We start from the raw sequence: 22,720 nt of genomic DNA on the forward strand, positions 1-22,720 counted from the left end.
GGCGAGGGCGAATTGTACCCCGGCGTCGATATGCTGCTCAAGCCGCCGCCCTGCGCCAACGCAAGGCGCCTGAAATCAGTTGGCTACCGTGGCACGCCATTGAATTAAAATGCCTCAGCAGCGATTGCTCGCCAGCCAGCAAGCGCCCGAGACGAACCAGACACTCATTGCCCCTGCACCGCACTTGCCCACGCACTCATCCGCATTGATTTCGAGCCTGTTCCGCTGGCTTGGCCGTTTCTCGCTTCCCACCCTGCATCGTCTGGGAGCCATCGGCGGTCTATTGACCTACCGCTTCTCGGGTCGCTACCGCCTGCGCATGCGTGACAATATGGCGCTCGGCTTGCAGCGCCCGCCTACGTCCGGCGAACTGCGCGAAGCCGCCATGGAAACTGGCCGCATGATGTTCGAGTTGCCGTACATCTGGCAGCAGCCACTGGCAAAGGTGCTCGGCCATGTCATCGAGGTCGAGGGCTGGGAGAAAGTCGAAGCCCTGCGAGCAGAAGGCCGCGCGGTGCTCGCGCTGACGCCTCACCTGGGCTGTTTCGAGATCATTTCGCTCTACATCGGCGAACGCATGCCGATGACCGTTCTCTACCGCCCGCCGAAGCAAAGCGTCATCGAACCCATCCTGCGTGCCGGGCGCGAACAAGGTCACATCAAGCTCGCCCCGGCCGATCTCGGCGGCGTGCGACGCCTCATCAAGGCCTTGCGCCAGGGCGAAGCCACGGGCCTGCTACCAGACCAGGCGCCGGGCAATGGCGAGGGTCAATGGTCGCCTTTCTTCGGCAAGCCGGCTTACACCATGACCCTGGCCGCCCGACTCTCCGAAGTCCAGAATGCTGCCGTCCTGCTGTTCTGGGGCGAGCGCATCATCGGCCGAGGCTGGCGCATCCAGGTTCTTGAGCCACACGAGGCCATAACCGGCACACTGGAAGAACGCGTGCACCTCATCAACCGCAATATCGAAAGAGTCATCCAGCGCCGCCCGACGCAATACCTGTGGGGCTACAACCGCTACAAGGTACCGGCGGGCGTGGCAGCACCGGACGCCTCCGCAGACATTGCATCCAGCGCTGCTTCGGCAACGCCACAACGGCCCGCACAGTGATCGAACTCTTCACCCGCATCTTCCTCGCATTCATGTGGCTGCTGCACTGGCTGCCACTGCCGCTACAGGCCGCCTTCGGCTGGGCCTTGGGGCATGTGCTGTACGTGCTCGTCGTGCCGCGCCGCCGTGTGGTGATGATCAATCTGGGACTATGTTTTCCCGAGCTGAGCCTTGGCGAGCGGCGCCGTCTGGCACGCCAGAACTTCGTGGCGGTAACGCGCAGCATGCTGGAGCGCGGCGTGATCTGGTGGGCCAGCGAAGCGCGCATCCGTCGTCTGGTGGAGCTGCCCGGCGTTGAAAAAGTACATGCCGCACACGCCGCCGGTCAGGGCGTCGTCATGCTGGTCCCGCATTTCGTCGGCCTCGACATGGCAGGCGCCCGCATGGCCATGGAGCTGGATTGCGTGAGCATGTATGCCGCACAGCTCAACAAGGTGCTGGAGAAAATGTTGCTGCATGGCCGCACACGCTTTCGATCGCAAATCCTGCTGTCTCGCCAGGAAGGCATTCGCGGCGCCGTGCGCGCCATCAAGCAGGGGCGCCCTTTCTACTATCTGCCCGATCTCGACTACGGTCCGAAGGAGTCTATCTTTGCGCCCTTCTTCGGCGTACAGACGGCCACCATTCCGGGCTTGCCGCGCATTGCACGCCTCGGCAATGCGGTCGTCATCCCGCTTGTCGTGCGCATGAAGCCCTGGGGCCGTGGCTACGTCGGTGAGTTCGGCGAGCTCTGGACAGACTTTCCCGGCGAGAGTGTGGAGGCAGACACTGCGCGCATGAACGCCTGGATCGAAAGCGAAGTGCGCAAGATCCCGGCGCAGTACTACTGGGTGCACAAACGCTTCAAGACTCGCCCGCCTGGCGAGCCCCGCCTGTACTGACATACCCGGGCGCGGCCCCATCCGGCGGCGCTCACCCTGAAGCCCCTGCAGTGACAGCGAACATCTTTTACAGATCGCAGGCTTCAGACTTGAACGGTTTTCGCCGAAATACCTGAAGAGCAGTGAGCGCAGACGCGGCCATGAGCGCCGACCCGGCCTCGACGAGGAAGGGTTCAATAACGGAGACTCGTCATACGCCCACGCTTCGACGGAGCGCGATGGACTCCAGCGCAGTCTTGCCCCAGGCCCCCGGTAAACAGGGGCTAAACGGGCACGCAAGTGCGCGCAGGGCTCGCTCTTCGTCTAGACTCGCGCAATAATTGCCATAAGCTGATCGGGAGCAATCGAGCAGCGACACATGTGCACGCATTCAGCTGTAGGGGGCGGCCTGTCGTGGAAAGACAATGGTTTCTGGAATCCGTCGCTGCGGACGGTTCTATCGTCACGCGCAACATTGATCAGCTGCCTTATCGCATCGGCCGCGACCCTGATAACCATCTCGCCATCGCCGCTGTCGGGCTCAGCCGCCAACATGCCTATCTGACCCTCGACGTCAGCACCTCTCTCAAGCTTACCGACCTCGACAGCACCAACGGCTCCTTCGTCAATCGTGAGCGCATTGAAGGCTCCTGTTTGCTCAAGGTAGGTGACATCATCCACTTCGGCACGGCCGAATTCCGTCTCAAGGCGCTCGAGATCGGTGACGAGAACATCGCGCCGCCACCGACGCACACTATGGTGATCTCGCCCGACGTCATGCTTTCAGAGTATTTCGTCGCGCATGAGGAAGAGTTCATCGAACTGCTGCGTGGCCGTGGCCTGACCGGCGCGGCACAACCCATCGTCCATGCTGCAGACGGTAGCCTGTTCGCCTACGAACTGCTGGGACGCGCCAAGATGCCGCCCCTGCCGAACTCCCCGATACGCCTGTTCGAGCTGGCCGCTTCGCTGCATCGCGAAGTCGAATTGAGCGTCGCCTTTCGTGAATATGGCCTGCGCGCCATGGCACCGCATCTGAATGGCCATGCAGTTTTCGTGAATACGCACCCCAAGGAAACCTTCACGGAAGAGTTTTACCGCTCGATCAGGAACGTGCTGAAAGACTTTCCACACATGAATCTGGTCGTGGAAATCCACGAAACCGCCGTCACGGAAACTGCGCAAATGCGCGTGCTCGCCGAGCGCCTCAAGGACATCGGCGCGCGCTTCGCCTACGACGATTTCGGCGCGGGCCAGGCCCGTCTCAACGAGCTGGGCGAGATTCCCGCGCACTTCGTGAAGTTCGATATGGCGCTGATCCGCGAGATCGACCGCGCCAGCGAGCGCAAGCGCCGCGTCGTTGGCGACCTGGTGCGGTTGATTCTCGACCTCGGCTCCATCCCGCTGGCCGAAGGTGTAGAAACGGAAGCCGAGGCTAACGTCTGCCGCGACATAGGCTTCAAGCTCCTGCAAGGCTATCTAACCGGCCGCCCGGTGCCCGTGGAGTCGTTCGGTCCCGCCCTGGACCAGACCTTCCCGCTCGGCTCGCAGTTCTGATTTGCCGCGCCCGCTGACAGGAGCGGAAGCGCACGCCGGTGTTGCAGTGCACGAGGTTTGTTGTATCCACAAACTTCATAATGGGTAGTAGATTTCCCGCCGAACCGGATGGCTGCGCAGGTTTCCAGCGGCCATTTCCTCTACTCATTTGCACGCAAGGGCGTTCCACATGCCACAGTTCGACTCCGGCTGGCAGAGCTGGCTGAATGACAATATCAAGCGCGGCTGCTCGCCGGAATCCATGATCAGCGCCATGGTCGGCGCCGGCATTGACGCCGCAACAGCCACCTTCAAGGTAGCGCAGGCACTGGCGCCCGACGTACCCCTGCCCGTCCAGCCCCCGGCGCCCGCCTTCATTCCGGCTTTTTCAGCAGCTGGCCGCGCCGTCAATCCTTACCAGTACGATGCAATGCCGATCGCTGCCGGTAACCGTATCGACGTCGGCGACCGCTTCGTCAATGTCGTCCTGCGCTCGGAGCGCCCGCAGATCGTTGTCTTCAACAACGTCCTGTCACATGAAGAATGTGACGAGCTGATCGAACGCTCGCGCGACAAGCTGAAGCGCTCGACCACGGTCAACCCGATCACCGGCGAGCACGATGTCATTGCCAACCGCACCAGCGAAGGCACTTTCTTCGATCGCTGTGAAGACGAGTTCATCACGCGCATCGACAATCGCGTTGCCACCTTGATGAACTGGCCCCTGACCCACGGCGAGGGTCTGCAGATCCTGCACTACGGCGTGGGCGGCGAGTACCGTCCGCACTTCGACTACTTCCCACCGCACGAAGTCGGCAGCACGACTCACGTTGCAGTGGGCGGCCAGCGCGTCAGCACCATGATCATGTACCTGAGCGATGTCGAGGCCGGTGGCGAGACGATCTTCCCCGATGCAGGCATCTCGGTGACGCCGCAGAAAGGCTCGGCAGTTTACTTCCGCTACTGCAATGCAAATGGCCAGATCGATCCGATGACCCTGCATGGCGGCGCGCCGGTACAGGCGGGCGAGAAGTGGATCATGACCAAGTGGATGCGGCAACGGCCATACGGCTAGCAAGGCCGGTTACGAGCCGCGCAGACATAAGCGCAGCCGGACACAAGACGGAACAGGAACGGAGACAACAATGTACGCAAAATCGAACCCCGTAGGCGCCATGCGCATGACTGACGAATGGCGTCGCTGGCTCGCGGAAAATCTCATTCTCGATAACCACCCACAAGGCTTGTTCGAGACACTGGTGCGCGCCGGCGTGTCGGTCGCCGATGCGCACCACGAGGTCAACGCCGCGCTCTCCAGTCCCTATATCGCGGGTGCACAGCGCTTGAAGAACCGCCTCGCCAAGCACGACTGGATTCTCGACAACCAGCGCCGCATGGGCCAGCTGCGTTCCCCCGAAGTGCCGCGCCTCGACAAGCTGTCGGCCGACGCCTTCCTCAACGACTTCTATGCCGTCGGGCAACCCGTTGTCATCACCGGCATGATGGACGACTGGCCGGCACGCCAGAAGTGGGACTTCGATTATTTCAAGAACAACTTCGGCGACAAGGAAGTGCAAGTGCAGTTCGGCCGCAACTCCGACGAGCACTACGAGCTGAACAAGCTCAAGCACCAGAAGACGATGCCTTTCGGCGAATATGTCGATCTGGTGCGCAACGCAGGCAAGACCAACGACTTCTACATGACGGCCAACAACGATTCACAGAATCGCGTGGCGCTGTCAGGCCTGTGGCAAGACATCGTACAGATCCCCGAGTACCTCACGCCGGACGCGCCTGGCGGCTTCTTCTGGTTCGGACCGGCCGGCACGGTGACGCCTTTCCACCACGACCTGACCAACAACTTCATGGCCCAGGTCATTGGCCGCAAGCGCGTCTTGATGGTGCCTGCGTACGAGGTCAATCAGATCTACAACCACGAGCACTGCTTCACGCATGTCGATGGCCGTGGCATCGACTATGAGCGCTATCCGGCGATGCGCAATGCACGCGTGCTCGAAGCCATCATCGGGCCGGGCGACATCCTGTTCCTGCCAGTGGGCTGCTGGCACTTCGTCGAAGGTCTCGACGTTTCTGTCACCGTGTCCTTCACCAACTTCCGGTGGGACAACAACTTCACTGAAAACTACCCGTCAAACACTGCGTTCTGACCAACGAAAATTTTCGTTGCTCGGCGCTGAATCAAAAGATACGGCCTGGACATACGTCCGGGCCGTGTGACTTTTGCCTTCAAGCCCGGCTGCGTTCTGGGCGATATTTCAGTACAGCACAATCTTGACCGGATCCTCAGGAATGAGACTCAGCCGTTGCCTGCATTACGCCATTGCCATGGGCCTCGTGACGCTCAGCGCATGGGTGCAGGGCGAACCCCTGAAGATCGTGCATGTCATGAGCTACAGCAGCGACTGGGCCTGGAACCAGGACCAGTTGCGTGGCTTTCGCGAAGGCCTGGGCATGACCGACGCGATCATTCGCGTCGTCGAGCTTGATGCCAAGCACAAGGATGCGACGCAGTTGAAAGCGGCAGCCAAGGAGGCCATCGACCTGATCGAAAACTGGCAGCCTGATCTGGTCTACACCAACGATGACGTCGCCCAGGCAGAGGTCTCGGTCAAGTTCATCAACTCGAAGATTCCCTTCGTGTATTCCGGCGTGAACAAGGAGCACAGGGACTATGGCTTCGACAAGGCCGGCAATGTCACGGGCGTGCTGGAACGCGAGCATTTTGCCGGCACGCTGAGCCTGCTGCGCGAGATCAAGCCGGTGCGCAACCTGCGACTGGCGATCGTGCTCGATGACGACCCCACCTGGGTGGGCGTGGCAAGTCGCATTCGCGCCGAACTGGCAAGGCGCAAGGACGTAGAGGTCGTTGAATGGCTGCAACCGAAGACCTTCGAAGAATACAAGAGCCGCATGCTGGCGCTGCAAGGCAAGGTCGATGCGGTCGGCCTGCTGGGCGTTTTCCGCTTCACGAAGCCAGGTGGTGGATACGCCGACTACGAAGAAGTGCTGCACTGGACTGCGGACAATAGCGGGCTCATGGACTTCTCCTTCTGGGATACGCGCGTCGAACGCGGCACATTGCTTGCGGTGACTGTCTCTGGCGTCGAGCAAGGGCGTCTGGCTGGCCGCATGGCGCGACGCATCCTCGTCGACAAGGTTTCACCGGCCAGCATTCCGCCCGAAGCGACCGCCAAGGGCCAGCCGATGATCTCGCTGGCGCGCGCCCGCAAGCTGGGCCTGCCTATCAAGAGCAGTGTTTTGCTGAACGCCCAGGTGTTGCCGCGCTTCGCCTGGGGTTCATGACAGCCCCGAGGTCCCCAGCAATGTCCGTATCCCTCCCGCTGCGCATCAACCTGATCTCGCTGATCTTTGCGGCGCTGGTCGCATCGGTGCTGACCGCGCTGGGCGGCTTCTTCCTGCATCACCAGGAGCGCGACAACGCCATTGCGCGCGCCACGCTGGCCGCCGATGAACTGGCCACGCGCGCCAGCCGCCTGATTGCCTTCGACATGGGCTTCGCCGACTTCCTCGGCTTCGACGAGCAATGCGCGGCGGTGATCCGCAATGATCCGATGCTGCGCGACGCAGCCCTCTTCGACACGCACGGCGCTCAGCAATATCACAGCGGCAGCGGCACCATCATCTGGCCCGAATACGCGCAGCTACCAGAAGCCGACGACACGCAGACCGTCACCACACCGAGCGGCATCCTCGTGCTCAACCCCGTCGTGCGCGGCAAGGGCGAGGTACTGGGCTTTGCCGTCGTCGCCATCAATGACGCCGTTGTCATGGAGGCCACCCTGCGCAATGTCGGCTGGCTGGTGGCCTGCGCAGCCGCGCTTTTCGTGGCCGGCCTGATCATCCAGCAAGGCATATTCTGGCGTGCCGTGGGGCGCCCGCTGGCCAGCCTGGTGCGTACGGCCGACAGCATCCAGCCTGACAAGCTGGTGGAGATTCCTCACCTGCCAGACCTCGACAGCAATGACGACATCGGCCGCCTGTACCGTGCTTTCTCGCGACTGGTGCAGCGGCTGCTGGAGGCGCGCCGCGACTTGCTGACACAGAATGAGCAACTCGAACACGCCGTCCAGGAACGCACCACCGAGCTGGAGCGCGTCAATGCCGATCTGGCGCACGACATCGAGCGCCGCAAAGAGCTGGAAGAGGAATTGCGCAAACTGGCCAGCACCGATCCGCTGACGGGCCTCGCCAACCGCGCGTTCATGATGCCCTACCTCGAGCGCCGCATCGAACAGGCGCGCCGCCATCGCACACCACTAGGCTTGATCCTGCTCGACTTCGATGGCTTCAAGCACATCAACGACACCTACGGCCATGCCGTCGGCGACGGCGTACTGCAAACCATGGGGCTACGCCTGCAGCAGATATGTCGCCAGTCGGACGTACTGGCACGACTCGGCGGCGATGAATTCCTGATCTCGTTCGAAGGCCTGCAGGAGCAGTACCAGGCCGATGCGCTCTGTCGGCGCGTCGTGTCGCTGTTTGCGACGCCGATCGAAATCGGCGACCTGAAGCTGCAACTGGGCGTCAGCGTCGGTGCCGCGCTCTTCCCCAACAACGGCGACGATCTCACCAGCCTGATGGCGGCGGCCGATATCGCCATGTATGCCATCAAGCAACGTGGCGGTGGTTTTCTCTTCGCAACGAGCAGCGCCAAGATTCCGGCGGCGAACGACGCGCTCGCGCACAGCCTCAGGCGCCCGCGTTCGACCGATCAGTAGGCTACTCGGCCACCGCTCGCTCGCTCGATGCCGGCGAGATCTTTCCAGGATTGAACTTCGACAAAGCCGCTTGTTGCGAGCAAGGCCCGCACCGCTGCGGCCTGATCGTAGCCATGCTCGAGCAATAGCCAGCCGCCCGACACGAGATGCGCGGGTGCGGCCGCAATGATGTCGCGGATGTCGTCGAGCCCGTCAGTGCCGGCAACCAGCGCCGAGAGTGGTTCGAAACGGACATCGCCCTGGGCGAGATGTTCGTCGTTGGCCGCAATGTAGGGAGGATTGGAGACGATCAGCTCGAAGCGCTCGCCAGCGACGGGGGCGAACCAGCTGCCATGCAGGAAGCGCACGGGTGCATCGAGTTTTTGCGCGTTGTCTTGCGCCACGGCCAGCGCGGCGACGGACGCGTCGACGGCAGTGACCTTGGCATGCGGGCGTTCGAGTGCGATGGATATGGCGATGGCGCCGGTGCCGGTGCCGAGGTCGAGAATGGTCGGGGCGGGTGCCTCGCGTTCTCCTCTCCCGGCCTCCGGCCACCCCGCTCCGCGCCCCACGGCTGGCACTGCATTGCCAACCGGCTCCGCGAGCGTGCGGCATGCCGCACGAAACCCTCGCTCTGCCCCTAGTGAAGAGGGAACTGCAACGCGCGACACATGTTGGTCATTCGCCCCAGCCGCCTGCTGCACCCTCTCCCCCAGCCCCTCCCCTGAAGAGGGAGGGGAGCTTCGAGTGGCTTCACCAGCTGTAAAGCAGGGCCGGGAGAGGGGCTCGAGCGCCACCAAACCCAACACCAGCTCAACCAACAATTCCGTATCCGGCCGAGGAATCAAGGTATCTGCCGTAACACGAAACATGCGCCCGAAAAACTCGCGCTGCCCCAACAGATGCGCAACCGGCTCGCCCTGCTCACGACGCTCCAGCCAATCCACAAACCGCTGCGCAGCGACTACATCCAGCGCACGCTCCGGAAAACCGATCAGCGTCGCCGCCGAACACCCACTCGCCTCACGCAACAGCAGCTTCGCATCGACACTCTCGATACGACCACGCGCCAACTGCAGCGCTTCACCGAGCGTTGCAGGCAAGCTCACGTCTTACGCCTCGCCCGTCAGTGCCGCGAGCAGCTCGGTCTGATGCTCGGTGATGAGCGCGTCGATCAGCTCGCCGATGTCGCCGTCCATGGCGAAATCCAGCTTGTAGAGCGTGACGTTGATGCGGTGATCGGTAATGCGGCCTTGCGGGAAGTTGTAGGTGCGGATGCGCTCGGAGCGGTCGCCGCTGCCGATCAGGCTCTTGCGCGTCGCCGCTTCCTTCTGCTGCGCCGCGCGCGTCTGCACATCCATGATGCGCGAAGCGAGCACGCTCATGGCTTGCGCCTTGTTGCGATGCTGCGAGCGGTCGTCCTGGCACTCGACGACGATGCCGGTCGGGATATGCGTAATGCGTACTGCCGAATCGGTCTTGTTGATGTGTTGGCCGCCGGCACCGCTTGCGCGGAAGGTGTCGATGCGCAGGTCGGCCGGGTTGATGTTCACCTCGGCCACCTCATCGGCCTCCGGCATCACGGCCACCGTGCATGCCGACGTGTGGATGCGGCCTTGCGTCTCGGTCACGGGCACGCGCTGCACGCGGTGACCGCCGGACTCGAACTTGAGCTTGGAGTAGGCGCCGACACCCACGACGCGCGCGATGACTTCCTTGTAGCCGCCAAGGTCAGACTCGCTGACCGAGACGATCTCGACACGCCAGCCCTGGCGCTCGGCAAAACGCGTGTACATGCGCAGCAAGTCACCTGCAAACAGCGCCGCTTCGTCACCACCGGTGCCTGCGCGGATTTCCAGAAACAGGTTGCGATCATCGTTCGGATCCTTGGGCAACAGCGCGATCTGCAGCTCCTGTTCGATGCGCGCCTGCGCCGCACGTGCGTCGGCCTGCTCGCTGAGTGCCAGCTCTTTCATCTCCGGGTCGGAAAGCATGTCCTGCGCCGTACGCTCGTCGGCTTCGGCCTGCAGGAAACCCTTCCACAGCCCCACCACCGTGCCGATGTCAGCATGCTCGCGCGACAACTTGCGGTACTGATCCATATTGGCCGTGGCGGTCTCGGTTGCCAGCAGCGCGTCGAGCTCTTCGAGGCGCTCGGCAAGCTGCTCGAGTTTGTTGCGGATACTCTGTTTCATTCTTTTTCTTTGTTGTCGCTACGCACGGGATCGAGCCCGAAGACATGCCGGATGGTCTCGGAGGCGTGCGCAGCCGTGTCGACGTCAGCACGGTTGAGGAACTGCGAGGGGCCGTGCAAGAGTTTGTTGGTCAGGCCACGCGAGAGCTGCTCGAGCACCTGCTCCGGCGCCTCGCCGCGCGAAATGGCACGCATGGCACGGGCGAGCTCTTCCTGACGCATCAACTCGGCATGGCTGCGCAGGGCACGAATGGTCGGCACCGCTTCACGGCCGTCCACCCATTGCACGAAATTGAGGACGCCCAGATCGATGATGGCCTCCGCATCCTGCACGGCGGCCTGACGCAGGGCTTTGCCCTCGGAAACAATCTGCACCAGGTCATCGACGGTGTAGAGAAATACGTTGGACAGCTTGGCGACCTCCGGTTCGACATCGCGCGGCACGGCCAGGTCGACCATCACCATCGGGCGCTGGCGCCGCGCCTTCAGTGCGCGCTCGGCCATGCCATAGCCAATGACCGGCAACGGGCTACCAGTACAGGACACCACCACGTCAAAGTCGGCCAGCCGCTCGCCCACCGAAGCCAGTGAAATCGCCTCGCCACGCACGCGTTCGGCCAGTTGTTCAGCGCGCGCCAGAGTGCGGTTGGCAATGCTGATACGCTGCGGCGCGGAGCCGGCGAAGTGCGCGGCCGCCAGCGCGATCATCTCGCCCGCGCCCACGAACAGCACACGCGTCTCGCGCATGTCGCCGAAGATGCGCTCCGACAGGCGAACAGCCGCAGCAGCCATGGAGACGACGCTTTCGCCGATCGCCGTGGTCGAGCGTACTTCCTTGGCGACGGAAAAGCTCTTCTGGAATAGGCGGTGCAGGGTGCTGCCCAGCGAACCCGCAGACTCGGCCAGGCGCGCCGCCTCCTTGAGCTGGCCGAGGATCTGTGGCTCGCCTATCACCATCGAATCGAGGCCACTGGCCACGCGGAACACATGGCGCACGGCCTCGTTGTCAGGCAGGCTGTAGAGATAAGGGGAAATATCCGGCAAGGCGAGGCGGTGATACGCCGCCAGCCAGTCAGCCGCTTGTTGCGGATCCTGCGTCGCGCAGTACAACTCGGTGCGGTTGCAGGTGGACACGATTGCCGCCTCCTGCACCGCCGGCAGCCCGACCAGCTCACCCAGAGCCGCCGCCAGCCGCTCAGGCTGGAACGCCAGACGCTCGCGAATGGCGATGGGCGCGGTATGGTGATTCAGGCCGAGAGCGACAAGTTGCATGGGCTGCGTCGAAGCAGGCTTGCGGTTATGGCAAATCTGCCAGCGGTAGGTTGACCGTTGCGGTTATAACAAGATTGGCCGACTTTGGACATGCTCCAGGGCATTGCTCGCTGCGGATGCGTGGCTGACCCAATGCCGAAGCACAAATGAAAACGGGCCAATCGCTTGGCCCGTGGTCGCGGGCCTGCACTGCACCCGTCTGAATTCTTTGGTGGCCTGGGGCGGAATCGAACCACCGACACGCGGATTTTCAATCCGCTGCTCTACCAACTGAGCTACCAGGCCAAATGAGCTGCGCATTATAGCCATCAACAGCTCTCAGCGCAAGGCGACTTTTGTTACTTTCGCTGCAACGCAAGCGGAGGCGCCTTGCAGCTAAACATGTCTCTCTGCCTGCCGTTACCCCTGAAACCAAGCATTCAAGCGCACAAACGGGGCGCCGGCTCGACCCGGCCAAGCCCTCGCCCACCCAGCTACGCAAGAAACCTTCATGAACCAACCCCTGTCAGCCGAAAAAGCGGTGGATGCGTCGGTCACGCCCGACCAGCTGTGCATCGGGCTCTACGTACATATCGATCTGCCGTGGTTCAGCCACCCTTTCAGCTTCAGCAGTTTCAAGATCCGTTCGGCTGACCAGATCGCGACCTTGCGCGGTCTCGGCGTCGCCCGTTTCCGTATCGATCCGGCGCGCAGCGACGTGCAACCACCTGCCGCGGCAGCCGAGAAACACGCCGCCAGCGAAGTGAGCCCAGCGACTGCGCCGGAGGATGCGCCACTCGACCCGGCGGAGATCGAACGCCGTGAGCGCGCCCGCCAGCTGCAGATCCGCAAGGAAAAGCAGGCCCAGGTCGAAAAAGCCTTCCTCAAGGCCGGCAGCATCATGCGCAACGTCAATCGCAGCCTGCAATCGAATCCGCGCGAGTGTCTGCAGGAAGTCGGCGCGCTGGTCGACCAGATGGTGCAAGCCTTCCTCGAAGAACCGGAGATCACGCTGCACGTGATGGGCGAGAAGGCCGGCGGCGAGGATGTCTACTTTCATGGCCTGAACATCGCGGTGCTGTCGATGATGCTGGCCAGTGACCTGGGGCTGTCGGCAGAAGAGACGCGCATGCTGGGCCTGGGTGCGCTGTTCCACGACATCGGCCTGATGGATGTGCCGGACAAGATCCTGAAGAAGAATCCCGAGGAGCTGAACCACTCCGAGCGCGAGCTGCGCAAGCTGCATGCGGAATACGGTGTGCGTATCGCGCAGAAGGTCGGCCTGCCGGATGTCGTGCAGGCCATCATCTGGCAGCACCACGAGCTGGCCGACGGCACGGGTTATCCGAAGGGCCTCAAGGGCGATGCGATCCACCCGCTGGCGCGCATCGTGTCGCTGGTCAATCACTACGACAACCTGTGCAATCCGACGGACCTGACGCGCGCGCTGACGCCGCACGAGGCGCTGTCGATGATGTTCTCGCAGCGCCGCGCCAAGTTCGAGGCGCGCTCGCTGCAGTTGATGATACGCAGCCTCGGCGTCTACCCGCCGGGCAGCCTGGTCAAGCTCTCCAACGACAAGATCGCGCTGGTGCAGTCGGTCAACCCGGCCAAGCCGCTACGCCCCTGGGTGCTGGTCTATGACCCGGAGATCCCGAAGGAAGAAGCGCTCTCCATCGATCTCGAGAAAGAGCCGGACCTCAACATCATCAAGGCCATCCGCCCTATCCAGATTCCCGCTGCGGTCTACGACTACCTGAGCCCGCGCAAGCGCGTGACGTACTACTTCGATGCCGGCTCCGGCAGCGGGGCCAAAACGCCATGAGCTCGCAGATCATCATCCCCGAATCCCTTGCCGAGCTGCTCAACTTCGCGCAGGAGATCCTGCTGCTGGTCGATCAAAGCAGCCTCAACATCGTATCGGCCAATATCTCGGCCTGCCGGCAGCTGGGCTACAAGCGTGAAGAGCTCATCGGCCGCCCGATCACCGAGATCGAATGCGCGCTGGCCGATGTGTTTTTCTGGGAAGAAGTGCGCAATGGCGGCAATGCCGAAGTCACCGATGTCGAAGGCCTGTATCAATGCGCGGACGGCAGCACGCTGACGGCACGCAAGAGCGTGCTGCGCAGCCAGAACTTTGAAGGCTGGCTGGTGGTGCGCGCGCACAATATCGCCGCCGAAAAACACGCCGAAGAAGAACTGGCACACACCGCCTCACAATTGCGTGCCACGCTGGAGGCGACGGCCGACGGCATTCTGATGCTCGATCGCAATGGCGACATCGCCAACATGAACCGGCGCTTCGCCGAGTTGTGGAGCCTGCCCTCGGAACTGCTGCTACGTCATGACGACAAGCGCCTGTTCGCCTTCCTGAAAGCACAGCTCAAGGACGATCCCGAGAACAGCGAAGCGCATCGCGAAAGCCTGGCCGTGCTCGCGCCACTCGGCGATGGCGACGATGAGCAGGAGCATTTCAGCACGCTCCATCTGAATGACGATCGGGTATTCGAATGCAAGTCACGCCCGGCGAGGCATGCCGAGCAGATCATCGGGCGCGTCATTTCGGTCACCGACGTCACGGAACGCCACCACGCCGAGCTGGCCTTGATCTCGGCGCGAGATATCGCCGATGCAGCAAGTCGCGCCAAGGGCGAATTCCTCGCCATGATGTCGCACGAGATCCGCACGCCCATGAACGGCATCATCGGCATGGCGCAGTTGCTGCAGATGAGCGACCTGCCCGCCGAGCAACGCGAGTACGTCGATACCATGCGCAGCAGCGGCGAGGCGCTGATGCAGATCATCAATGACATCCTCGACTATTCGAAGATCGAGGCGCGCAAGCTGACGCTGGAGAACACCGGCTTCGACCTGTCGGCCATGCTCGATGACCTGCGCAAGCTGTTCTCTGTGCAGCGCCACGACAATAGCCCGAGCTTCACCATCACCCTGTCGCCGGAAGTGCCGCGCAATGTGCGCGGCGATCCGGTGCGGCTGCGCCAGGTTCTCGTCAATCTGATCGGCAATGCCTTCAAGTTCACCAAGCAAGGCGCGATCAGCCTGAACGTGAGCATGAACCTCAACGCCAGCGCGGCGCGCCAGCAACAGACGGAGCTGCTGTTCAGCGTGCGCGATACCGGCATCGGCATTCCACACGACAAGCTCGAACACATCTTCACGCCGTTCGAGCAGGCAGACATGTCGACGACCCGCCGTTTCGGCGGTACCGGCCTGGGCCTGTCCATCTGCCGCATGCTGTGCGTGATGATGGGCGGCAAGATCGGCGTCAATAGCGAACCGGGCAAGGGCTCGGAGTTCTGGTTCACCGTCACCCTGGCGCTCGACCTGCCGTCGCAGCACACTGTGGTCAGCTCAGCCGCAGCCTCGCGCCTGAACGAGGAAGACAGCCTGCTGATCGTCGAAGACAACGCCGTCAACCAGATGGTGCTGACCAATCTGCTGCGCAAGCTCGGCGCACGCCAGATCGTCAGCGCAGTCAACGGCAGCGAGGCCCTCGCCCGCTGCGCAGCGCAGGACTTCGACCTGATCTTCATGGACACGCGCATGCCCGTCATGGACGGCATCGAAGCGACCCGCGCGCTGCGCGCAACTGGCTCGACCAGCTACATCGTCGGCGTCAGCGCTGACGCCATGGCCGAGGACCGCAGCAACGCGCTAGAAAGCGGCATGAACGACTACATCACCAAGCCTGTATCGGTGGATTCGCTGAGCGGAGCCATCGGGCGCTGGCACGATAGCCGCCCCGACAAAGCCGACTAGCCCGCGAGCCGGTACACTGGCTGCATGAGCGAGTTTGCAGTCACCCTTGTCGAATGGCAGGCCAGTCACGGCCGCAACGATCTTCCCTGGCAACAGAATCGCGAGCCGTATCACGTCTGGCTCTCCGAGATCATGTTGCAGCAGACCCAGGTCGACACCGTCATCCCCTACTACCAGCGCTTCCTGCAACGCTTTCCCGACGTTGCCGCACTCGCGACTGCACCGCTGGACGACGTGCTCGCGCTATGGAGCGGGCTGGGCTACTACGCCCGCGCGCGCAACCTGCACCGCGCGGCGCAGATGGTGATGGACGAATACGGGGGCGTGTTCCCTGCTACAGCGGCGGAGCTCATCAAGCTGCCCGGCATCGGCCGCTCGACCGCAGCCGCCATCGCCTCGTTCTGCTACGGCGAGCGCGTCGCGATTCTCGACGGTAACGTCAAGCGCGTGCTGGCGCGCCATTTCGGCATAGAAGGCTTTCCCGGTGAGCGCGCCATCGAGCAGGACATGTGGGCGCTGGCTGAAACGCTGGTGCCAGAGCGCGGCGTCGAAATCTACCCGCAGGCCATCATGGATCTCGGCGCAACCCTCTGCACGCGCAGCAAGCCGCTGTGCCTGCACTGCCCTGTCACGACAAGCTGCGTGGCGCGTCGTGAAGGTCGCCAGTCCGAGCTGCCCACACCCAAGCCACGTAAGGCTGTACCGCAACGAGAAAGCGCGATGCTGGTGCTGCGTGCGCAGAACCACGTGCTGCTCGAACAGCGCCCGGCCAGCGGTATCTGGGGCGGGCTGTTCAGCCTGCCCGAAATGGAAGAGGGCGAAGACGCTGCGAATCTGATGCAGAGGCGCTTCGGCCTGTCACTCAAGACATCGGCCAGTGCATTGCCTCCTGTACGCCATGTGTTCACGCATTTCGTCCTGACCATCCAGCCCTGGCAGGTCGATCTGAAGAAGCTTCCCGCTGCGCTGAACGAGCCCCAGCTCTGCTGGATCGATCTCGATGCGCTGGACAAGGTCGGCTTGCCGGCACCTGTCAGGCGCTTGCTGCAATCGCTGGAATAGCCAGACTTCATCGGCCGGAGGGTGGTCTTGGGCCGCCCCCGCTGCGATAATGAAAAGCATGAAGATCAAATTCACCAAGATGCACGGGCTGGGCAACGACTTCGTCGTCATCGACGCGGTGCGCCAACCCGTCCAGCTCACCACACAGCAGGCAGCCTTTCTCGCTGATCGCCATTTCGGCGTCGGCGCGGACCAGATCCTGATCGTCGAACGCGCGACGCAGGAGGGTGTCGACTTCCGCTATCGCATCTTCAATGCAGATGGCAGCGAGGTGGAACAGTGCGGCAATGGCGCGCGCTGCTTCGTACGTTTTGCGCTGGACCAGCACCTCACCGACAAACAGGAAATCCGTGTCGAGACCAAGTCCGGCATCATCGCGCCGCGCATCGAAGCCAACGGCGAGGTGACGGTAAACATGGGGGTGCCGGTTTTCGAACCCGCACGCATCCCCTTCATCTCCGACTCGAACGCGCTGATCCAGCCGCTTGATGTGGCGGGAGAAGAAGTGGCGATCACCGCCGTCTCGATGGGCAATCCGCACGCCGTGCAGCTTGTCGCCAACGTCGACACGGCCCCCGTCGAGACGCAAGGCCCGTTGATCGAGCGCCACCCGCGATTCCCGGCGCGCGTGAATGCCGGCTTCATGCAGGTCGTCGATGCCCACAATATCCGCCTGCGCGTATTCGAGCGCGGCTCGGGCGAAACCCTGGCATGCGGCACGGGTGCCTGTGCAGCGGTTGTAGCGGGCATCTCGCGCGGTTTGCTGAGCTCGCCTGTGCGCGTGCAGACACGCGGCGGCGACCTCACAATCGCATGGAACGGTATCGACACGCCGGTCATGATGACGGGGCCGGCCGTGTCGGTTTTCGAGAGCGAAATTACCCTGCAGGACTGAACCCGCCTGATGCGAGGAGCTGAATGGGCAAGACGAATCGACAGTGGCATGAAGCGCATCGCATGCCACGCAACGCCAGTCTCGAACAACGCCTGCAATGGCATCTCGCCCACGCAGCTCACTGCAGTTGCCGTCCCATGCCGGCCAGCATCGTTGCTGAAATGAAAACACGCGGCATCAAGACACCGTCCGCCTCCCCCGATCCAGCCTGATCCTGAAGAAAACCATGAACGCACAAGACGTCATCAATTTCCTGCAAGACAATCCATCGTTCTTCGAAGACAACCCGGACGTGCTGACGCAGATCACCGTGCCGCATCACACCGGCGGACAGGCGATCTCGCTGACCGAGCGTCAGGTATCGACGCTGCGTGAAAAGCTCGCACAGGTGCAGGGCAAGCTGTCCGAGCTGGTCGGCTTCGGCGAAGAGAACGATTCGATCTCGGCCAAGGTGCACCACCTCACGCTGTCGCTGCTGATTGCCGAGAGTTTCGAGTCAGTCAGCCAGTCGCTGTACACGCACCTCACCGAAGGGTTCGCTGTGCCGCATGTGCAACTGCGCATCTGGAACAGCATCCTCAAGCGTCCGCTGCCCGAGTTCGTCGAAGTCAGCGAAGAGCTGCTGTTCTTTGCTGCCGACCTGCAACGCCCACTGTGTGGCCCGGTGCAACAAGCCGAGGTGCAGGCATGGTTCGGCGAATCCGCCGAGCAGCTGCGCTCATGGGCGCTGATCCCGTTGCGCCGTGACGCACAGGTCTTCGGCATGCTCGCGCTGGGCAGCGAGGACGCACAACGTTTCTTCCCGGAAATGGGCACGCTGTATGTCGAACGGATCGGTGATCTGGTGAGTGCCGCGGTGTTGCGGCACATCGGCTGACGCCACGCAGGTCGGCCAGCAGCACCCGACCTGCAGGATTCACTTCACGGCTGCCTCACAGCGGCGGCACATCCTCATTGCCCTCGCCCGGATCCGGTTCAGCTCCTGGCACTCTGTAGGTCTCCGAAGCCCAGGCACCGATATCGATGAGCTTGCAACGCTCCGAGCAGAAGGGCCGCCAGCGGCTGGCTGCTTCCCATACGACGGGCTTGGCACAGGTCGGACAATTTACGGAACGGGGTTTCTTCGGAGTTTCGTCAGTGCTGCTCATGATATTCAGATCAGATATTCTGGAAATTCTGCTGCGCTCGCGCAGCGTCACACAGGTGCGGCGGGCGGCGTAGCGATTTCGCAACGATTCTTGCCCTGCATCTTGGCCTGGTACATGGCGCGGTCGGCCGCTGCAATCAGCGTATCGACGGTCTGCGCGTGATCTGGTGCGATGGCGATGCCGACACTCACCGTCACGCTGGCCAGCGTACCGTCGAAATTGAAGATCAGGCCGCCCGCCTTATCGAGCACGCGACGCGCCAGCTGCTCCATGCGCTCGGTCGAGGTGTTGGCGACGAGAATCGCGAACTCGTCACCGCCGAGGCGGAAGAACATTTCATTGCGACGCACGATGCTGCCGATCTCGGCGGCGAGACGGATCAACACCTCATCACCCGCCTGGTGACCGAATGTATCGTTGATGGCCTTGAAGCCGTCGAGGTCGAAACTCATCAGGCCAACCTGCTCGGTACGGCGCACACCATCGGCGAGATGCCGCTCCATCTCCTCAAGGAAACGACGGCGGTTATAGAGCCCGGTGAGCGGATCTCGCTCGGCAAGCTCGGTGAGACGCTGCTCGGCGTAGCGCGCTTCGGTGACGTCTTCGAAGACCCATACGCGACCGATCGGCTTGGAGCCATCAGCCGAAGGCACGACCGCAGAGACCTCGCTGACGATGCGGCCATCGCTCAGCAGGATGTCGAACTGCAGACTGTTCTGGCGCGAGGCGATCACCTCCTCGATGTGCCGCATGTATTCGGCATCGTTGGCGCGCATGTTCTGCGTGCGTTCGATCAACAGCATGTCGCGCGTGCCGACGATCGCCTCACGCGAGGACAGCTGCCACATCTCGATGCAGGGCTGGTTGATGTAGACGATGCGCCGGTCGCGGTCGACGAACAGGATGCCCTGCTCCACCGTATCCAGAAGTGAGGACAGGCGCATCTTCTCGTCATTGCTGCGCTTGAGGTAATGCTCCTTCAGTGCCTGCGCACGACGCAAGGCCGCGACGGTTTCCAGCAGTTTGAGTTCGACGTCCTTGCGGCGCTGGATGTCTTGCGCCGAGAACCGCACGCCGACAATCTCGCCTTCACGGTTGCGATTGACGTTCCAGCGGCACGCGTACCAACGCAGGCTGCCGTCGCGGTGCTGGATGCGCAACTCGTGATCCTCGCGCGCCTCGCCCGCCAGACCGCGCCGCGCCAACTCCTTCATGAGCGGCCGGTCTTTGACGTAGACCCACAGGTCCACCAGGTCGGTCGACTCGAAACATTCGTGCAGCGCGTAGCCCGTGACGCGCTCGGCTGCAGGATTCAGCCACAGCAGGCGTCCACCGCGCGAGAAGTACGCCTCTATGCCAAGAGAATCCTCGGCAAGGCGGCGGTACCAGGCCACCTCTTCCCGCAGATTCTCGGCGCGCTGCTCAGCCCCCTGCGCCCACAGCGCAATCGTGTCACCCAGCTCGTCGAACGCAGACCAGCCACCGTGCGGCAGCACGGGTGTGGTCTGCAGCTTGATGGCCATGTCGACTTTCTCGCGCAACTCCTGCACACGCCCCACCGAAGTGCCGCGTGCCATGCGGAATGCCAGCAACACGGCCAGCAATACTAGGCCGCCCAACGACAGCGACAGGGTCACGATGTGCAGCACACTGCCTTCGCTGGCCCAGGCCGTCACTGCACAGACCAGCAGTGATGCGCCCCCCGCATAGATCCGGCGCGCCATGCGCCAACGCAGCGGCGATTGCATCGCTGCCTGGTGGCCTGACTTGTCGAACAGGAAGGGGACGATCATCGCGGCTCAGAGAGACTTCATCAACACCTTGGAGCGGCGCTGGAAATTGTAGAGATCACGCTTGCGCCCGGGCAAAGCATCGGGCCCGACCTCGGCGAAGCCGCGCTCGCGAAACCAGTGTTCTGTCCGGGTGGTCAGCACGAACAACTTGCTCAGGCCTTGCGCACGTGCGCGCTGCTCGACGTGTTGCAACAGCCGTTCGCCCAGCCCGGCACGACGATACTCGCCGGTGACTGCCAGGCAGGCCATCTCGGCCATGTCGTCCTCGGCGAAGGGATACAGCGCCACGCATCCGACGACGACACCATCGTTCTCGGCCAGCGTGAAGCGTTCGATCTCCTGCTCCAGCAGTTCGCGCGGGCGCCGTACCAGCGTACCGTCGGCCTCCAGCGGTGCGATCATCGACACCAGCGAGGCCACGTCCTCGTTGTTGCCCTCGCGCAAGCGATACAAGGGATCACGCGTGACCATGGTGCCCACGCCCTGGCGTGTGAAGAACTCAAGCAGCAGGCCGCCGTCCTTGTCGCGATCAATCAGGTGGGCGCGCGCCACACCCTTGCGCACAGCACGCACGGCACGTGGCAGGAACAGGTGCAGGTCCTCTGTCAGCCCCTTGCCGGCAGTGAACATGCGTTCGGCTTCATCGGCAGTAATCGCTTCAATGAGCCGGCCTTCATCGTCGAGCAGCCCCGGCGCGTCGCACAGATAGATCAGCTTCTCGGCCTTGAGCGCGACCGCCACCGCCTCGGCGACCTCTTCCATCGCCAGATTGAAGATCTCACCCGCAGGGGACACGCCCAGCGGGGTAATGAGCACGACGTTCTGTTGATCGAGGTCAGCCGCGATTTCGTCGGCAATGACCTTGCGCACCGACCCCGTAAATTGATAGTCGATGCCATCGACCACACCGATCGGGCGCGCCGTAATGAAGTTGCCGCCGGTGACGCGCATCCATGCGCCTGCCATCGGCGTGTTGGGCAAGCCTTGCGACAGACAGGCCTCGATCTCGATACGCGTGATACCCATGCCGGCCTTCACGGCTTCGAGGGCACGTACGTCGGTAATGCGCAGGCCATTGTGATACTTCGACTCGAGACCGCGACGCGCCACTTCCTGCTCGATGTGCGGGCGCGAGCCGTGCACCAGCACCAGGCGCACGCCAAGCGCGGCCAGCAGGTTCACGTCGTGACACAGGTCTTGCAGCAGCTCGCCCTGCGCCACTTCGCCGCCGAAGGCCAGCACGAAGGTCTTGCCGCGGAAGGCATGGAAGTACGGCGCCGCGCCGCGCACCCAGTCGACGAAACGTATGGCTTCGTCATTGGCCATGCGGGTTGCCGCTGCGACGCCCTCACGGAACACGCGCGGGCCGCTGGCAGACAAGCCTTTCGAATGATTGTCTGCCGTGCCGTCAGGCCCGATATCGACCGGATCGTTTGCCCCGTTGCTGCTTGCGTTCAAGACTTACCCCTTCAATGCAACTCACACGCAGAATCCCTCACAGGATTCGCGCTCAGAAATCACCCCACAAGGCCAGCATCGCAGCCATTGCCGCCAGCCCAGCCGTCTCAGTGCGCAACACGCGCGGCCCCATCGCCACCGGCAAGCATCCGGCGCGCTGCGCCGCCGCCATTTCCGCCGGGCTCCAGCCCCCCTCCGGCCCGATCAGCAATGCGACGGGCCCTGCCGGACGTGGCAGCGACGACAGCGCTTGCCCCTCTTCAGGGTGCAGTATCCAGCGCTGCGCGCCCGCTTCAACATTCCTGCCCAACCAGCCAGTCAGGCTCTGCAGTGCCCCCACCTGCAAAGGCCGGTTGCAACCACACTGCTCGGCTGCCGACACGGCCACCTGGCGCCAGTGCGCGAGGCGTTTGGCTTCGCGGTCTCCGGCTAGTTTCAGTACGCTGCGCTCGGCAGAAACGGGCTGCACGCAGCGCACACCCAGCTCGGCCGCTTTCTGCACGATCCAGTCCATCTTGTCGGCAACCGCCAGCGCTTGCACGAGCGTGACGTCCAGCGGCGCCAGACGGTCTGCCGCAGCGTATTCCTGCAAACTTACACGAAGCTCACGCCCAGCCCCCTGCAAGCTGCCCCGGAATTCACCGCCTTCTCCGTTGAACAGCACCAGCTCATCGCCCTCTCGCAAGCGCAATACCTGACCTGCGTGATGTGCCATTTCGCGCGGCAAGGTGACTTCGGCACCCACGCTCAAGGGCATGGGGCAATAAAAGCGAGGAAGCATGGGCTATGATCTTTGAAGACTCCGGGCCTGGCAGGAAGTGCCTGTCATTTTCCGGAGGCGGCAGTATTGATGACGGACGGGCAAGAGCCCGTTGGGGAACAAGACTGCA

At 62.9% G+C, this 22,720-nt stretch carries 20 protein-coding genes and 1 tRNA gene; 13 read left to right on the forward strand and 8 right to left on the reverse strand.

Features of this window, described 5'->3' with window-relative positions:
- Positions 1-109 precede the first annotated feature (109 nt).
- From VVD49_RS02080 to VVD49_RS02110, 7 genes are all read left to right on the forward strand, one after another.
- A complete protein-coding gene (locus VVD49_RS02080) occupies positions 110-1,111 on the forward strand; it encodes a lysophospholipid acyltransferase family protein (RefSeq protein WP_327597467.1) in 1,002 nt (333 codons plus the stop codon).
- Positions 1,111-1,992, forward strand: a complete 882-nt coding sequence (locus VVD49_RS02085) for a lysophospholipid acyltransferase family protein (RefSeq protein ID WP_327598931.1) — start codon at positions 1,111-1,113, stop codon at positions 1,990-1,992. Before VVD49_RS02080 ends, VVD49_RS02085 begins: the two co-directional genes overlap by 1 nt.
- Positions 1,993-2,385: 393 nt before the next feature.
- Positions 2,386-3,528, forward strand: a complete 1,143-nt coding sequence (locus tag VVD49_RS02090) for an EAL domain-containing protein (RefSeq protein WP_327597468.1) — start codon at positions 2,386-2,388, stop codon at positions 3,526-3,528.
- A gap of 169 nt (positions 3,529-3,697) precedes the next feature.
- Positions 3,698-4,582, forward strand: a complete 885-nt coding sequence (locus VVD49_RS02095) for a 2OG-Fe(II) oxygenase (protein WP_327597469.1) — start codon at positions 3,698-3,700, stop codon at positions 4,580-4,582.
- 70 nt (positions 4,583-4,652) lie between these two features.
- Complete coding sequence (locus tag VVD49_RS02100; RefSeq protein WP_327597470.1) at positions 4,653-5,675, forward strand: cupin-like domain-containing protein; 1,023 nt, start codon at positions 4,653-4,655, stop codon at positions 5,673-5,675.
- Positions 5,676-5,817: 142 nt separating this feature from the next.
- Entirely contained in the window at positions 5,818-6,831 is a 1,014-nt protein-coding gene (locus tag VVD49_RS02105) for an ABC transporter substrate-binding protein (protein WP_327597471.1), read from the forward strand.
- Positions 6,832-6,851: 20 nt separating this feature from the next.
- On the forward strand, positions 6,852-8,270 hold the full coding sequence (locus VVD49_RS02110; RefSeq protein ID WP_327597472.1) for a diguanylate cyclase domain-containing protein: 1,419 nt from the start codon (positions 6,852-6,854) through the stop codon (positions 8,268-8,270).
- Here VVD49_RS02110 and prmC read toward each other — a convergent pair.
- The 4 genes from prmC to VVD49_RS02130 all read right to left on the reverse strand — a co-directional run bounded on the left by prmC (position 8,264) and on the right by VVD49_RS02130 (position 12,000).
- Positions 8,264-9,358, reverse strand: coding sequence for a peptide chain release factor N(5)-glutamine methyltransferase (prmC, locus tag VVD49_RS02115; RefSeq protein WP_327597473.1), 1,095 nt, complete (start codon positions 9,356-9,358; stop codon positions 8,264-8,266). The genes VVD49_RS02110 and prmC overlap by 7 nt on opposite strands.
- A 3-nt stretch (positions 9,359-9,361) precedes the next feature.
- The gene (prfA, locus tag VVD49_RS02120) at positions 9,362-10,444 is read right to left on the reverse strand and encodes a peptide chain release factor 1 (protein WP_327597474.1); all 1,083 of its coding nucleotides are present in this window, start codon (positions 10,442-10,444) and stop codon (positions 9,362-9,364) included.
- Positions 10,441-11,715 carry a glutamyl-tRNA reductase gene (gene hemA, locus VVD49_RS02125; protein WP_327597475.1) on the reverse strand — a complete coding sequence of 425 codons (1,275 nt, stop codon included), beginning with the start codon at positions 11,713-11,715 and terminating at the stop codon, positions 10,441-10,443. The genes prfA and hemA overlap by 4 nt, the downstream gene beginning before the upstream one ends.
- A 209-nt stretch (positions 11,716-11,924) precedes the next feature.
- A tRNA-Phe gene (locus VVD49_RS02130) sits at positions 11,925-12,000 on the reverse strand.
- Between the two features lie 205 nt (positions 12,001-12,205).
- Here VVD49_RS02130 and VVD49_RS02135 point away from each other — a divergent pair.
- The 6 genes from VVD49_RS02135 to VVD49_RS02160 are packed head-to-tail and all read left to right on the forward strand — an operon-like array spanning position 12,206 to position 18,308.
- On the forward strand, positions 12,206-13,519 hold the full coding sequence (locus VVD49_RS02135) for an HD-GYP domain-containing protein (RefSeq protein WP_327597476.1): 1,314 nt from the start codon (positions 12,206-12,208) through the stop codon (positions 13,517-13,519).
- On the forward strand, positions 13,516-15,474 hold the full coding sequence (locus tag VVD49_RS02140) for a PAS domain-containing hybrid sensor histidine kinase/response regulator (RefSeq protein ID WP_327597477.1): 1,959 nt from the start codon (positions 13,516-13,518) through the stop codon (positions 15,472-15,474). Before VVD49_RS02135 ends, VVD49_RS02140 begins: the two co-directional genes overlap by 4 nt.
- Positions 15,475-15,498: 24 nt before the next feature.
- Positions 15,499-16,536 carry an A/G-specific adenine glycosylase gene (gene mutY, locus VVD49_RS02145; RefSeq protein WP_327597478.1) on the forward strand — a complete coding sequence of 346 codons (1,038 nt, stop codon included), beginning with the start codon at positions 15,499-15,501 and terminating at the stop codon, positions 16,534-16,536.
- A 58-nt stretch (positions 16,537-16,594) separates the two neighbouring features.
- A complete protein-coding gene (dapF, locus tag VVD49_RS02150; RefSeq protein ID WP_327597479.1) occupies positions 16,595-17,431 on the forward strand; it encodes a diaminopimelate epimerase in 837 nt (278 codons plus the stop codon).
- A 23-nt stretch (positions 17,432-17,454) separates the two neighbouring features.
- Entirely contained in the window at positions 17,455-17,643 is a 189-nt protein-coding gene (locus VVD49_RS02155) for a hypothetical protein (RefSeq protein ID WP_327597480.1), read from the forward strand.
- Positions 17,644-17,657: 14 nt separating this feature from the next.
- Positions 17,658-18,308, forward strand: coding sequence for a DUF484 family protein (locus VVD49_RS02160; protein WP_327597481.1), 651 nt, complete (start codon positions 17,658-17,660; stop codon positions 18,306-18,308).
- Positions 18,309-18,363: 55 nt separating this feature from the next.
- Here VVD49_RS02160 and VVD49_RS02165 read toward each other — a convergent pair whose 3' ends face one another.
- From VVD49_RS02165 to VVD49_RS02180, 4 genes are all read right to left on the reverse strand, one after another.
- Entirely contained in the window at positions 18,364-18,579 is a 216-nt protein-coding gene (locus VVD49_RS02165) for a DNA gyrase inhibitor YacG (RefSeq protein ID WP_327597482.1), read from the reverse strand.
- A 47-nt stretch (positions 18,580-18,626) separates the two neighbouring features.
- Positions 18,627-20,372, reverse strand: coding sequence for a sensor domain-containing diguanylate cyclase (locus VVD49_RS02170; protein ID WP_327597483.1), 1,746 nt, complete (start codon positions 20,370-20,372; stop codon positions 18,627-18,629).
- 6 nt (positions 20,373-20,378) lie between these two features.
- The gene (gene argA / locus VVD49_RS02175; RefSeq protein WP_327598932.1) at positions 20,379-21,698 is read right to left on the reverse strand and encodes an amino-acid N-acetyltransferase; all 1,320 of its coding nucleotides are present in this window, start codon (positions 21,696-21,698) and stop codon (positions 20,379-20,381) included.
- Positions 21,699-21,882: 184 nt separating this feature from the next.
- Positions 21,883-22,611, reverse strand: coding sequence for a 16S rRNA (uracil(1498)-N(3))-methyltransferase (locus VVD49_RS02180; protein ID WP_327597484.1), 729 nt, complete (start codon positions 22,609-22,611; stop codon positions 21,883-21,885).
- Positions 22,612-22,720: the final 109 nt, after the last annotated feature.

Origin of the sequence: Uliginosibacterium silvisoli (assembly GCF_036017035.1) — a bacterium.
GTDB classification, from domain to species: Bacteria; Pseudomonadota; Gammaproteobacteria; order Burkholderiales; family Rhodocyclaceae; genus Viridibacterium; species Viridibacterium silvisoli.

Coding starts and splice junctions, on each gene's coding strand:
- VVD49_RS02080 (WP_327597467.1), top strand. CDS start 110: ATGCCTCAGCAGCGATTGCTCGCCAGCCAGCAAGCGCCCGAGACGAAC.
- VVD49_RS02165 (WP_327597482.1), bottom strand. CDS start 18,579: ATGAGCAGCACTGACGAAACTCCGAAGAAACCCCGTTCCGTAAATTGT.
- VVD49_RS02155 (WP_327597480.1), top strand. CDS start 17,455: ATGGGCAAGACGAATCGACAGTGGCATGAAGCGCATCGCATGCCACGC.
- VVD49_RS02105 (WP_327597471.1), top strand. CDS start 5,818: ATGAGACTCAGCCGTTGCCTGCATTACGCCATTGCCATGGGCCTCGTG.
- hemA (WP_327597475.1), bottom strand. CDS start 11,715: ATGCAACTTGTCGCTCTCGGCCTGAATCACCATACCGCGCCCATCGCC.
- VVD49_RS02170 (WP_327597483.1), bottom strand. CDS start 20,372: ATGATCGTCCCCTTCCTGTTCGACAAGTCAGGCCACCAGGCAGCGATG.
- VVD49_RS02160 (WP_327597481.1), top strand. CDS start 17,658: ATGAACGCACAAGACGTCATCAATTTCCTGCAAGACAATCCATCGTTC.
- argA (WP_327598932.1), bottom strand. CDS start 21,698: ATGGCCAATGACGAAGCCATACGTTTCGTCGACTGGGTGCGCGGCGCG.
- VVD49_RS02180 (WP_327597484.1), bottom strand. CDS start 22,611: ATGCTTCCTCGCTTTTATTGCCCCATGCCCTTGAGCGTGGGTGCCGAA.
- mutY (WP_327597478.1), top strand. CDS start 15,499: ATGAGCGAGTTTGCAGTCACCCTTGTCGAATGGCAGGCCAGTCACGGC.
- VVD49_RS02140 (WP_327597477.1), top strand. CDS start 13,516: ATGAGCTCGCAGATCATCATCCCCGAATCCCTTGCCGAGCTGCTCAAC.
- VVD49_RS02100 (WP_327597470.1), top strand. CDS start 4,653: ATGTACGCAAAATCGAACCCCGTAGGCGCCATGCGCATGACTGACGAA.
- dapF (WP_327597479.1), top strand. CDS start 16,595: ATGAAGATCAAATTCACCAAGATGCACGGGCTGGGCAACGACTTCGTC.
- prfA (WP_327597474.1), bottom strand. CDS start 10,444: ATGAAACAGAGTATCCGCAACAAACTCGAGCAGCTTGCCGAGCGCCTC.
- VVD49_RS02135 (WP_327597476.1), top strand. CDS start 12,206: ATGAACCAACCCCTGTCAGCCGAAAAAGCGGTGGATGCGTCGGTCACG.
- VVD49_RS02095 (WP_327597469.1), top strand. CDS start 3,698: ATGCCACAGTTCGACTCCGGCTGGCAGAGCTGGCTGAATGACAATATC.
- VVD49_RS02110 (WP_327597472.1), top strand. CDS start 6,852: ATGTCCGTATCCCTCCCGCTGCGCATCAACCTGATCTCGCTGATCTTT.